At 41.9% G+C, this 12,448-nt stretch carries 16 protein-coding genes; 12 read left to right on the forward strand and 4 right to left on the reverse strand.

What is annotated here, in order from left to right; all coding sequences use genetic code 11:
- Positions 1-2: 2 nt before the first annotated feature.
- The 8 genes from LI82_RS05925 (at position 3) to LI82_RS05960 (ending at position 6,032) form a co-directional block, all read left to right on the forward strand.
- Positions 3-812: a formylmethanofuran dehydrogenase subunit C gene (locus LI82_RS05925; RefSeq protein WP_048194103.1), complete on the forward strand. Its 810-nt coding sequence runs from the start codon at positions 3-5 to the stop codon at positions 810-812.
- A gap of 9 nt (positions 813-821) precedes the next feature.
- On the forward strand, positions 822-1,211 hold the full coding sequence (locus LI82_RS05930; RefSeq protein WP_048194104.1) for a molybdopterin dinucleotide binding domain-containing protein: 390 nt from the start codon (positions 822-824) through the stop codon (positions 1,209-1,211).
- Position 1,212: 1 nt separating this feature from the next.
- Complete coding sequence (locus LI82_RS05935) at positions 1,213-2,520, forward strand: formylmethanofuran dehydrogenase subunit B (protein ID WP_048194105.1); 1,308 nt, start codon at positions 1,213-1,215, stop codon at positions 2,518-2,520.
- Positions 2,521-2,522: 2 nt separating this feature from the next.
- Positions 2,523-3,371 (forward strand): formate dehydrogenase accessory sulfurtransferase FdhD, encoded by an 849-nt coding sequence (gene fdhD / locus LI82_RS05940; RefSeq protein WP_048194107.1) that lies wholly within the window; start codon positions 2,523-2,525, stop codon positions 3,369-3,371.
- A gap of 263 nt (positions 3,372-3,634) precedes the next feature.
- Complete coding sequence (locus LI82_RS12435; RefSeq protein ID WP_052402760.1) at positions 3,635-4,078, forward strand: hypothetical protein; 444 nt, start codon at positions 3,635-3,637, stop codon at positions 4,076-4,078.
- Positions 3,990-4,901: a right-handed parallel beta-helix repeat-containing protein gene (locus tag LI82_RS05950; RefSeq protein WP_160174954.1), complete on the forward strand. Its 912-nt coding sequence runs from the start codon at positions 3,990-3,992 to the stop codon at positions 4,899-4,901. Before LI82_RS12435 ends, LI82_RS05950 begins: the two co-directional genes overlap by 89 nt.
- A gap of 52 nt (positions 4,902-4,953) precedes the next feature.
- Positions 4,954-5,664 (forward strand): hypothetical protein, encoded by a 711-nt coding sequence (locus tag LI82_RS05955; protein ID WP_081955751.1) that lies wholly within the window; start codon positions 4,954-4,956, stop codon positions 5,662-5,664.
- A 5-nt stretch (positions 5,665-5,669) separates the two neighbouring features.
- On the forward strand, positions 5,670-6,032 hold the full coding sequence (locus LI82_RS05960; RefSeq protein ID WP_048194114.1) for a hypothetical protein: 363 nt from the start codon (positions 5,670-5,672) through the stop codon (positions 6,030-6,032).
- 1 nt (position 6,033) lies between these two features.
- Here LI82_RS05960 and LI82_RS05965 read toward each other — a convergent pair whose 3' ends face one another.
- From LI82_RS05965 to LI82_RS05970, 3 genes are all read right to left on the reverse strand, one after another.
- Positions 6,034-6,882: a hypothetical protein gene (locus LI82_RS05965; protein ID WP_394297410.1), complete on the reverse strand. Its 849-nt coding sequence runs from the start codon at positions 6,880-6,882 to the stop codon at positions 6,034-6,036.
- 6 nt (positions 6,883-6,888) lie between these two features.
- Positions 6,889-7,092 (reverse strand): hypothetical protein, encoded by a 204-nt coding sequence (locus LI82_RS12900; protein ID WP_135607241.1) that lies wholly within the window; start codon positions 7,090-7,092, stop codon positions 6,889-6,891.
- 465 nt (positions 7,093-7,557) lie between these two features.
- Positions 7,558-8,322, reverse strand: a complete 765-nt coding sequence (locus LI82_RS05970; RefSeq protein WP_048194117.1) for a winged helix-turn-helix transcriptional regulator — start codon at positions 8,320-8,322, stop codon at positions 7,558-7,560.
- Positions 8,323-8,609: 287 nt separating this feature from the next.
- On the opposite strand from LI82_RS05970, the gene LI82_RS05975 reads away from it, so the two are divergent.
- The 3 genes from LI82_RS05975 to LI82_RS05980 all read left to right on the forward strand — a co-directional run bounded on the left by LI82_RS05975 (position 8,610) and on the right by LI82_RS05980 (position 11,012).
- A complete protein-coding gene (locus tag LI82_RS05975; RefSeq protein WP_048194119.1) occupies positions 8,610-10,388 on the forward strand; it encodes a DUF2339 domain-containing protein in 1,779 nt (592 codons plus the stop codon).
- Positions 10,375-10,512 carry a hypothetical protein gene (locus LI82_RS13085; protein ID WP_160174955.1) on the forward strand — a complete coding sequence of 46 codons (138 nt, stop codon included), beginning with the start codon at positions 10,375-10,377 and terminating at the stop codon, positions 10,510-10,512. Before LI82_RS05975 ends, LI82_RS13085 begins: the two co-directional genes overlap by 14 nt.
- A gap of 113 nt (positions 10,513-10,625) precedes the next feature.
- Positions 10,626-11,012: a hypothetical protein gene (locus LI82_RS05980; protein ID WP_236622677.1), complete on the forward strand. Its 387-nt coding sequence runs from the start codon at positions 10,626-10,628 to the stop codon at positions 11,010-11,012.
- A gap of 75 nt (positions 11,013-11,087) precedes the next feature.
- Here the strand turns inward: LI82_RS05980 and LI82_RS13615 are convergent, their stop codons facing one another.
- The gene (locus tag LI82_RS13615) at positions 11,088-11,828 is read right to left on the reverse strand and encodes an endonuclease NucS domain-containing protein (RefSeq protein ID WP_048194122.1); all 741 of its coding nucleotides are present in this window, start codon (positions 11,826-11,828) and stop codon (positions 11,088-11,090) included.
- Positions 11,829-12,202: 374 nt separating this feature from the next.
- Between LI82_RS13615 and LI82_RS05990 the strand changes: the two genes are divergently transcribed.
- Positions 12,203-12,436 carry a thioredoxin family protein gene (locus LI82_RS05990; protein ID WP_048194234.1) on the forward strand — a complete coding sequence of 78 codons (234 nt, stop codon included), beginning with the start codon at positions 12,203-12,205 and terminating at the stop codon, positions 12,434-12,436.
- The last annotated feature ends 12 nt before the right edge of the window (positions 12,437-12,448 follow it).

A 12,448-nucleotide genomic window follows, 5' to 3' on the forward strand; every position in this document is an offset into this window, starting at 1 on the left:
TCATGGCAGAAGTTATTCTTACAGTAAATACTGAAATCGGTATCAAAGTAGAGGCAGATGTTATCACCCCTGATACTTTTGCCGGTAAAAACAAAAGCGAGATCGAGTCCCTCCAGGTATGGCAGGGACCAAAACAGTTCCCTCTCTCTGCATTCTTTGATGTAGAGGGGGATGCAGGAAGTTCCGCAGAGGACACTTCCATTGTTGTCAAAGGTGACACTTCCAGAGTGAAGCGCATCGGTGAAAAGATGACAGCAGGCAAGATCACCGTTGAGGGATCTGTAAGCATGCACGTAGGTTCCCAGATGGAAGGCGGCGAACTCCTTGTAAAAGGCGACGCTGATTCCTGGGCAGGAATGGAGATGAAGGGCGGACTTCTCCACATCGAAGGTAATGCCAAAGACCACGTAGGTTGCGCATACCGTGGAAAGTGGGTAGGAATGTCCGGTGGACGCATCGTCGTCGATGGCAATGTGAGCAACAATCTTGGTGGCGGTATCAGCGGCGGAGAGATCGTCGTTGGTGGAAATGTCGGTCACTACTGTGGTATTCGCCAGAACGGCGGTCTGATCGCTGTAAAAGGAAATGCGATCCGCGCAGTTGCTGCTGAGATGACAGCTGGTACAATGGTTGTTAACGGGACCATCGAAAGGTTCTCACCTGGATTCGAATATGTAACAAACGAAAGCGACCTTAAGTTCGATGATATAGAATGTCCTGGTAACTTCAAGAAGTTCCTCGGTGACAATGCGATCACAAAGAGGCCAAAAGGCACACTCTATGTCAATCAGGCAGCAAACATGGATCTGTGAGGTGTGATTATGAGAGTATTACTTAACACAGGAAGTACCATTGACGAGGGCAGGCTTGCAAAAGGCGGTGACAAATATACAGAAGATTACAGACAGGAATGTGCTGTATGCTGGATCTCACCTTGTGATTTTGCAACTCTTGGAAGCCCGGAAAAAGTAAAAGTAACAAGTAAGGACGAAAAACATTCCATCATAGTTTTCACAAAGTGCACAGATGCTGTAATGGATGGAAATGTATTCATGCCAAGGGCTATCTGGTCCAACGTGGTCATTGACCCTGATACCTTCTCAACAGGTTCTCCTCTCTACAAGGGTAATCCTGTAACTGTAGAGGCAGGAGAGGGCGAGGTGCTAAGCGCAGAGGATGTTGTCCTTAAACTGTACATGGGAGGTAACTGATATGGTTTTTAAGAACATTATGTGTCCGGTTTGCGGAGCATCATGTGATGATATTCAGGTAGAGCTCGGGGACGGCGAGATCACTGTCAAGAACGCATGTAAGATGGGCAATGGAAAGTTCCAGGAGATCGTAAGCAAACACCGCCTTAAAGACCCACAGGTCAGAAAAGACGGAAAGCTTCAGAAAGCTGCATGGGACGAGGCAATTACAAAGGCAGCAGAGATGCTTGTAAACGCTGAGAGGCCTCTTTTCTTCCTCGGAAGTGAGACCTCATGTGAAGCACAGGAAGTCGGTCTTCACATCGCAGAGTACCTTGGTGGTGTAGCAGATTCCAACGCTACCATTTGCCACGGTCCAACTGTTATGGGTATCCAGGAAAGCGGATGTCCTGCAGCAACAGCAGGTCAGACCAAGAACAGGGCTGACGTTAACATCTATTGGGGAACCAACCCTCTGGCATCCATGCCAAGACACATGTCAAAATATGCTGTCTTCCCAAGAGGCTACTGGTCCAAGAGAGGAAGGTTTGACCGTAAGGTCATCACAGTTGACCCAAGGGTAACTGACACTGCAATAGCATCAGACCTTCACGTCCAGCTTAACCCTAACACCGATTATGAGCTTTTCAGTGCACTGCTGACACTTATTAACGGTAAGAGACCACACCCATCTGTCGAGCAGATTACCGGTGTGCCTATTGCTGTAATGGAAGAGATGGTCGAGACAATGATCAATGCAAACTTCGGTAGCATTTCAGTAGGTCTCGGTCTTGGTTCATCCATCGGTAAGCACAGGAACGTTGAACTTGGACTTAATCTTGTCAAGGAACTCAACAACAACCATGGAACAAAGTTCGTACTCGGTGCACTGAGAGGTCACTGTAACGTAGCAGGTTTCAACCAGATCGCATCATACCTGTACGGATACCCATTCGGTATCGACTTCTCAAGAGGATACCCAAGGTACAACCCTGGAGAGACCACAACCGTGGATGTTCTGAGGGAGAAAGACGTAGACGCTGCATTCGTAATGTGTGCTGACCTTGTCAACCACATCCCTGCAGATGCTGCATCATACCTGGCAGAGATCCCAATGACCTGCCTGGATATTGCACCATGTCCAACAGTCACTGCTTCAGATGTTGTTCTTCCTGGTGTTATTGACGCAATGGAGAATGATGGTACATTCTACAGGCTCGACAACGTGCCAATGTACTTCAAGCCATTCACAAAACCTCCATTCGAGTTCACCCAGAGCAACGAAGACACACTCAAGCAGCTCTTCGCAAAGATAAAGGAAATTGCATAATCATGCCGTTGGATTGGCACGTCGACAGGAAAACAGGTCAGAACAACTTCTGGCGTGATGAGGAGAGGGATGTTTCCGCTCCTTATCTTCCTTACAGATGTGTCGAGCTTACGGAAGATGGCAATAACGAAATAGACGTGGACGTCATCGTTGAGAAAGAATTCCATCTTTCTCTGAATGATGTCCCACTTGCTTCTTTTTTTGCTACCCCCAGGGAGTTCAGGGAACTCGCAACGGGATTCTTATTATGTGAAGGTTTTATTGATCACGCTATTGATATCATCTCGGTCGAGGTCGAAGATGACAAACTGATATGCCATGCGGATATCTGCCCGGACCGCATAAAAAAGACCAGGCGAGATATCGATCCGGATGCAAGATTCGATTTTTGCAGTTGTGCAATTGGTTCAAGACCATGCAGGAAAAAGATCGGAAGCGAAACGGATATTAAATTTGACCGTAAGGTCTTCTTCAAGGCAGTCGAACACCTCAAAAAAGATGCTAAGACATGGAGGCGTACCGGAGGTACACATTCGGTCATCGTCTGTGACAGCGAAGGCGAGATCCTTGCATTCTGTGAAGATGTAAGCAGAGCTTCAGCAGTTGATAAAGCAGTTGGCAAAGCAGCCCTTGCAGGTGTTGATATGTCAAACTGTGCACTGGTCGCTACCGGCAGGCTGTCAGTAACAATGGTCTCCAAGGCCATCAATGCAGGAGTTTCTGTACTTGCCAGCAAAGCAGGTCCGATAAATGAAGGGATCGATCTTGCAAGGGCAACAGGGCTGACACTGGTAGGTTTTGTCCGTCCTCCGAACATGTATGTCTATAATGGTATCGAGAGGCTTATCTGAGTATTTTTTGAAGTTTATTTTCTTTATGAGTTTACTTTCTTATTTTCACTCAAACTTTGTTTATTTTTAAGTATGAAATTAAAAATTTATATAGTTTTAATACTATCTTTATATGCAAACTAGAAAGTGATTTATACTCCCCGCAGGCGATTCGGTTAATTTTAAGCGCAGCAGCTTTGGCAATAATCTGGATAATCGCCTTATTGAATATCCAGAGTCTTAATAAGAAAAAGCCGATTCTGAATGAAAATAAAGGTGGCAGTATGAAAATAATTGAAGGAGATTGGATACGCATGCTGTTCATTGCAATGCTACTGATAAGTATGGTGATTGTAGTATCAATGGACGCACAGGATGTTGTTGAAGATAACAAAAATGAGCCTGCTGAGGCACCCTGGATCGAAGGAGTTGATGACTTCAATCGGCTCAGTGCGGATGAACTTCTTCCTCTTGCCGAACAAAACGAGACCGTAAGGAAACTGGTCGAAGAAAGTAGAAAGATTCATCCGGTGCAGATCGAAAGTCTTGAGGATTTAGAAAACTTACCGGATAACTATCCGGAAGATATAAAAAAAATAATGATAGAAGATTACTATGCCAGGCTCGGTGGCGATGATAATGGAACTATTGAAGGGGAGAACATGTCTGACTATAATAATTTGTCTTGTAATGACTCTGGTTTTTATGATAGTGCCATTGACCGTTAATGCAGCCACGATTACTGTAGATGACGATGGAGCTACAGATTTTATTTCAATACAGGATGCTGTTAACTCTTCAAAAAATGGAGATACTATTGTGGTCTATCCCGGCTCATATATCGGGAACGTGTATGTTGATAAAGAAATTAAATTGATATCGGAGTCAAACGACTATGATGATGCCTATGTGTATGCAACAGATCCCAATGATCCTGTTTTCCATATAAATGCAGATAATGTTACTGTCCGCGGGTTTGCATTATTGGGTGTTGAAGAATTTGATCAGGTGGGAATATTTCTCGATGAGGTTTCTGGAAATGTAATTGAAAACAACGATGTTGTGGCCTTGAAGTATGGAATTTGCATGTTGAATTCCAGTAACAATACAATTGCTGGCAACACTATTAATCCGGATAACTATAAACTGTATAGTTCCTCCGGCCACAATCCGGCTGATATCGGCATCAAGCTTTATATTTCAGATAACAATGTTTTGTCCAACAATGTTGTAAATTCAAATAATGATATGGGCATTTCTCTCCAGATGTCCAGTAATAATACATTGGACAATAACCGTATATCACAAAATGGGGTCGGTATCGATCTGGTTTCGTTTAGTCAGGGCAATATAATAACGAACAATTCTCTTTCTGATAATTTGAAAGGTATTGAGGCAGATGGTAGTGCTGTGAATAACATCTCCAATAACGAGATCACATTTCGAGAGGAAAAGGAAGAAAGATCTTTTAAAATCTCAATAGCTCTGATCCTACTTTCAGCAGTGTTTGTTCTCTTCATAATACGTAAAATGCGGGGCATGGTATTTTGATGCAGATCTACATTGAGGATTTTGAAGTAATGTGTCAACAGGAGTTGATTTTGTGAAATTAAATATTAAAATTATGATTATTCTTCTAATTTTATCCGCACTTACATCAAATGCCTGTGCAGATATTTTAGAACCCGGTACACGAGGGATGGAAAGATGCGTAAAAATAGTGAACTTGGATGAGTTCCCGGAAATTGTGTTTGTCGGACATATTATCGGTCCGCTTATCCATTGTGAGAATCCTTATATCATCAGTCCGGATGTCTGCCTGACTCAATATTATAAGGCTAATGATCTGACGATCTATGCCATTGAAAAAGATTATCTGGAATCCAAAGGGCTTGAAAATATCGATCTGGAATCGGATTCGAATCCATGCTTCTATGAAGTTGAAATAAATCCTGACTGGGATGTTGTGAATGAGGAAGATCCGCTTATCAGGGAAGAGATCGAATATTCTATTGCCGGTTTTTCAGAAGACAGGCTGATCATCTATACTTCAAGAAAAGTTTCAAAATATAATGATGGTACTCCGGACCGGATTGAAACATTTGAAGGACCGGATATACCGGGGATGAGGTTTGTGATAAAAGAAAATGCATCTTCTGATGAAGAATATATGGCTTCTCTGGATGATGATCTGCCTACGGATGATGATCTGCCTACGGATGAAGGGACGGTTCAGGATGGAGATAAAGTAAAAGATGAGGGTATTCTAGATTCCATAATTCATTTTCTTAAAGGTCTGTTTAATGGTAAGTGACATGAATGATCTATGAATACCACTTTTTGCTTGCATTGCTTGTTACGGTGATGATAGAGGTAACAATGCTCTTTACCACTGCTCGTTATCTCTTCAAAATAAACCGAACATCGATCCCTGATTCATTGTTGCTATTCACAGGAACTTTTTGTTCTTTCTCAACACTTCCATACCTCTGGTTCGTACTGCCAATGTTCATTAGAACATATTCTTATCTGGTTGCCATCGGAGAAGTTTCAGTGGTCCTAGTGGAAGCTGTGATCTACTTTTTCGTATTGAAGGTCCGTATTGAAAAAGCACTCTTCATGTCCTTCATTTGCAATCTTGCTTCCTTTTTGATAGGAATATATCTATTCTCTCTTTTTTGAGTTATTCTTGGGACCTTTTCCTTAGGTACAAAATTGCTGCTAGGCAGAAAATAACGAAGACGCTGACCATGAAGAAAGAGCTTATCCGGGGTTCCTTTGAGATCGTTATCTTTGTATCTGTGGAAATGTCATACATGTAGACATCATTGTATTCGTCCTTCCATACGATGTTGTTTGCATGTATTGCAGGATGGCTGTAACCAGAAACATCGCTTATATGTGTTGGTATTCCGGTAGAGATATTGTACATGAAAATAGCACTGTTCCCATTGTTTACTTCATCCCACACGACATAGTTGCCATGGATTGCAGGATTTATTTTTGGGTTGTTAGTAGTGATGATCTGTTCTGCTTTTCCTGTGGATATGTCATATATGAAAATATTCCACTTCACATCTCCTTGATTGAATGTCTCCCATACAACATAGTTTCCATGGATGGCAGGGTCTCTACTATCTGTCATTTCCGTGATTTGTTTTTCAGTTTCTGTGGAAATATCGTAAATGTAGATGTTACGATAGCTATTGCGTTTATCCTGCCAGACAATATAATTCCCATCAATTTCGGTTTCTTCCTGATCACCGGGAGCAGTGCAGACCTGTTTCTCTTTTCCTGTAACAAGGTCATACATGTAAATATCCCATTGTCCATTTCGACTATCCTGCCAGATAATATGGTTTCCATGGATTCCAGGTTTTTCCTGTTCAGCGGGATTTGTGCATATTGGAGTCTCTGATTGTGTAGAAATGTCATACATGTAAATGTCATAATTCCCATTGCGATGATCTTCCCAAACGATGTAGTTTGTATCAATTTCGGGATTTCCCTGATAACCAGCAGCTGTGCATATGGGCTTCTATATCCCTGTGGCAAGATCATACATGTATATGTCCATACTCCCATTGTGGTAATCGTGCCATACAACCCGATTCTCATAGATCGCTGGCTGCCCCTGATAATCAGGATCTTTATACTTTAGTGGAGGAACATCGGCTGCTGCAATTCCTGCAATCATTGCCAGAACCAGAATACTAATAGCAAAGCATACTTTTAGTTTCATATCTTAACTTAGGCCGCCATATGTTTACGATATTTTTCCTTAGTCAAACCTGATATTCTCACATATTTTTCCAATCTCTACATCAACTTAAAATTTAAACCAGCACTTGATGAACTACGACCCTCAAATCTCGGCATATTTTATCTTGTCAAGTTCCGATTTTATTCGGGGGTTTTGAGAATACTCCTTCATGATTTAGTAGCAACCAGAATTAAAGTAGCTATGGGCCCAAGCAATAAGGAAATGAGAAACCAATTGAGACCTTTTTTATTCTTACTTTGGGCAATTCCTGTATTTATTAATGCAAGAGTCCCCCATCCTACAGCATAACTCTGTTCCATGCATAACTACCTCTTCAATTAATTATTGCTTTTTTACAGCAGCTTAATACTTTTCTATAATCTTTATTTGCCTTATTAAAGAAAATAATATTTGTGATTTATTATTATCTTTATGTCCATTTCATCAAACTGTTCCAATCACTATACCATCTTGAATTACCGTGTCCAGCTCCGATTCCATCCGAGGGTCCAGAGAATACCTCCTATATCTTCCGTCCTTTTCAGCTAGCAACAGTTCGTTTGTGGTCATCTTTTTCAGGTGGTATGAGACCGTGCTGTTGGTGATGTCCAGACCCTCTGAGATCTCGTTGTTTGTCATACCTGGCTTATCCCTGATCATAAGGAGGATACGTTTTTGATTTTCATCCTGCAAAAAGGGAGCTATGATCCGGGCTTGATCGCGGTATTTCGAATTGTTCTGAAAGAACCTTGGAGAGCTTCCATGGTCGGATACAATGATGTTGTGTTCGCTTTGCAGCTTTTTCAGATGGTACTTCACAGTACCGCGGTTTAGTTCAAGACCATGTGATATGTCAGCTACACTGCATCCCGGATTACTTACGATATGCTCAAAAACATCGTTCCTGTTCTTATTTGCAAATATCAGGTTGAACTGTGCCAGTATCAAAGGAGACAGTTTGGCAAGACCAATAGCTGCCAGGAACACGGTAAAGATATGTATCATCTGCAATTTCAAAGGCAGCTCCCAGAAAGTTAAGGTTCTATCTGCTCCTTCATAATGGTAACCTGGTTCATACGTCTCCTCGCTGGCTGGCACTACGACGTATTCACTTTCGGCTGTATTGTATTCGGATTCCACATATACGACCCCGCATGCCAGAAGTGGTACTAAAAATAAGATCAGGATTGCTAGTATCCATTTGTTCATTTAATTTGTATAAGACTTTTTAATGTATAAACATTTCTTAAATTTCAAAGAATAGTCTAAAAATAATCTCCCTGGGTTTCATGTACATTTTTTAGTTCGATGGAATGGACATAAAAGGTTTATATTGTGATACTACAATTGATAGTATTACTGTTGAAGAGAGTATGTTTTATATTTAAAATTAGTTTTGCAAAGACTCCTGTTTTTATGATAGTGACGGCAGGGATTGCAGCAACAGACACGACCACCGTTGATAGCAACGGAGGAGCAAGGGGAATGATTCAGCAATGGCAAAAGAAAATAGGTTTGATAAGGAAACTGCCAATAGCGATCTGGAAAATCTAAAACCCCCCATTCTCCCTCATAAAAATACGACGCAGGATAACTTTCTCTACCTGAGCAAAAGGATTGAGAAGTTAGAGGAGCGAGTTGCTTTTCTGGAAGGTAAGAGGTACGCACAGGAGCCTGAAGTAACAGTAGCACCAGTAGCTGAGGAAGTGGCAGCGGAAGCTTCCAGAGAAACGTACAAACCAACCGAGAATCTTGGATTCAAGATATTCGGAGCAGTAGGCTTCGTGCTACTTATGCTTGGTATGTTCTACCTTTACAGTTACGCTGTTGACCAGGGATGGATAGGGATCCTTGAGCGTGTTGCTTTGGGGGTTGCCTTCTCACTTGCAGTCTTAGTAACTGGAGAGGTATTCAGAAGGAAAGACTATGAGCGTTTTTCACAGCTCATTACCGGCGGTGGGATTGCACTGCTCTATTTCACAATGTACGCTACATACCATTTTCAGGCGTATCGAGAAGCGCTCAGCATGAGTCTTGGCATGAACACCGCATTACTTTTTCTTGTAATGCTCTTCGCAGTTTTTCTGGCGCTTAGACAAAATTCAGTTATTCTTACAAGTTTCGCGTTTTTCCTTGGATACCTGGCAGCATTTCTCACAGGGGGATCGCATCAGATGATGATCTCAACTATCATCCTCTCAGTAGGTCTGGTGATGATCCTCTGGAAGAAGAATTGGGGAATAGGTATCTATCCTTTGATTGCCTCGTACTTACTGTACAGCATATTCTTCGTCGACTCGAATATCCTTCGCGGAACGGTGGTATCTCCTATTGTCTATTATTCTATTGGGTATCTCATCTGTTTCTTCGCACTCTTCAATATCTTGAGTATCATTCTCGAAGACAAGGAAAACTATACTCAGAACATTATCAGTATGGTTATTAATGCATTTGCAACATTCGGTTTCGGGCTTGCTGTAGTCTGGCATTATTGGTATTCTTTCAGAGGTATATTTGTAGTTCTGCTGGCAGCAGTGTACCTGGGGTTAGCTTATTTCACAAAAAAGAGAGAACTCAAGAACCTGTCCCGAGCGTTCTTCGTCTTTTGTATCACATTCCTCTCTATTGCGGTATATGTCCAGCTTGAGGATTTTTGGATAGCACTCACATGGGCAATTGAAGGATTCCTCCTCGTTTACATGGGTGTCAAGCTTGGTAATCTTGATCTTCGATACATGGGATACATCGTCCTCGCTGCAGCTGCGATCCGATCATTGTTATGGGATAGCACTGGTTTATTGTTCGGTGAAAGAACGATTAGTATGTTGTCAATAACCCTTGCTCTGTACGGGGCAGCATACCTTGTTTCACACTTAAAACTTGAAGATGAGGAACAACTGGTCCGGGAACTAATGGGGATTGCGGCTACGGTTATTCTAACTATCACTCTCGCGATAGAGATTACTGACAGCACAGGTTTATTTGCTGCATTTTCCGAGAATGCCAGACAGGTCCTCCTCTCTGTGGTCTGGGCTACAGAATCCGTAATCCTTATTGTTGTTGGATTCCTGGGGAGATCAAGCTCTCTCAGGACTACTGGAGTGGTGCTCTTTGGTATTACTGTGGTGAAGATCCTAATTATTGATCTTAGTAATCTTGAAATGATCTATAGGATCGTCGTCACGATCATCGTAGGTCTCATAGCGTTGAGTGCTTCGTTTGCGTATGTGAAGAACAAAGAACGTATACAGGAGTTTTTACATGAGAATGACTGATCGATTCGGGGATGGTATCGACATCAATGAGTGGTTCTGGCATACCTGGTTTCATTGTGGCTGGGATATTATTGTTGTTGAAGGCGGCTATCCTGATTGTGCAGGGGAAAGGAGGCGAATATGAGCAAAACCAATACGAGAAATAAGTACATTATGTTCTTCTGCCTCGGAATCCTAACATTCTATATCAGTGGCTATGTTCTCAGAGGCTTCCATCCACCCCAGAATCTCTATTTGATGCTGCTTATTTACTGGATACTATTTGGTACCGGGATACTGGTCAGCAGGGAAAGATCCCGTGTTTTTGTCGTAAATGCATTTGTAATGTCGTTTGTGGCTTTACTTCTGATTTCTGCGGGTTTCTTTGCATGGAGTGTGCACAGTCATATGTATTCTAAAACGATAGATGCTGAACTGCTAGACTATACTCCTGAGGATTTTGTCGTTGTAACGGAAGAGGAGCTGAACGAGTATCCTGCACTGAAGGAAGCCATTGAGGCCCAGAGTTATGTAAAAGCAAGTCCAGGTGAATGGAGGCGGACGATTGAGTTCCTTGAAGATAAGAGATCTTATGTGATCAAGGTTGGGGATGACTATTATGGGGTCGGGTTTACAACTGCGTGAAAAATAGTAATTAGAATGGAAATAAAATAAAAAGGAAATTCATTTTAATTTGTCTACCTTTTCATATTCTTAATATCATTCCATCTTCTCAAGGCAAAGACAATAAACCTCGATTCCCGCACCACGACATGCTGTCATTCTGCTTTTATCAATAGTCGCACACACGATTCCCAGCCGTATATCCTCAGGATTGACCCCATACTTTTCAGCATAAGGGAGCTTGAACCTCTGCACCTGACCGATGGCATTGTCCTTTGCGTTGATCTCTATCTCTATCAAGAAGTGCTTTCCCTGCTCATCGATAAAGACTGCATCTATTCTTCCCCCCTCTACCTCAACTTCGATCTCGTGGAAGGTCAGTCCGGTTTCGATCAGTTCCGGCAGGCTGCTGATCATCCTTGAGATGTCATCTTCGGAAATGTGGGTAGAGTCAAGTGCATCTTCCACACTGGAAGAATTCAGTATAAGGTTCAGGTACTGGACAACGGTTGTTAATTTGTTGTTCTTCACGTTAGGGTGGACTGAAATATCCTTGTTATCACGTGAATGGATAAGAATACCTACATTGCTGAGATTCTTCTTGCGTGAGATGGGAAGAGAACCTCTGCCTTTGCTTACAACACCGACCGTGTTCCTCCGGCTTAATATTCGGATATTCTCCAGAACATCCTCCTGTTCGTCCTCTGGAAGTTCCTCTATCTTAATTATCGTATAATCGCAATCATGTTCTTCCTTGATGGCCTGAAGGATCCTTAAGGTTGATTCCGCTACTTCTACCGGAGTGTCATCTCTTACATAGTAACTGAAATTATCCATACTATCACACTTACAACCTCCCGATATAAAATCAAGTACTACTTGTATAGGGGGTTTTGTAATTCCAAACTGAGCTTCAAAGATCGAATTGCAATTTATTATCGGTACATTTAAAGGTGCTGACTGAGGAAAACGAAAAGAAAACCTTATTCTGTTCGATCAAAAACATTGCTCCTATTTTGGAAGTTTATCTGAATTCCCTAAAATTATGTTTAGTATAATGCTCTGAATCTATTTCTAATTAATTTGAAACCGATATCTATTTATATCTATTTCAACATTATTCGAAATACGAAGTTTCAATATTATTTGAAATAGCTTGAAGTTATTCGAATTACCAGAATTGCTGTATGGTAAAGATGGGATGTGATCGTATGAAAATAGAAATACTCGGTACCGGATGTGCAAAGTGCGTTAAGACAAAAGAAGTAGTTGAAAAAGTTCTTCAGGAAAGCGGACTCCAGGCGGACGTTGTCAAGGTTGAAGATTTTGAGACCATTCTTTCCTATGGAGTAATGATCACTCCGGGACTTGTCATTGATGGTGAGGTAATGGTTGCCGGCAGAGTTCCCAGTGAAGACAATGTAAGAAAATGGATAAATGGATAAACGGGCAATAAT

Origin of the sequence: Methanococcoides methylutens (assembly GCF_000765475.1) — an archaeon.
In the GTDB taxonomy this organism is placed as follows: domain Archaea; phylum Halobacteriota; class Methanosarcinia; order Methanosarcinales; family Methanosarcinaceae; genus Methanococcoides; species Methanococcoides methylutens.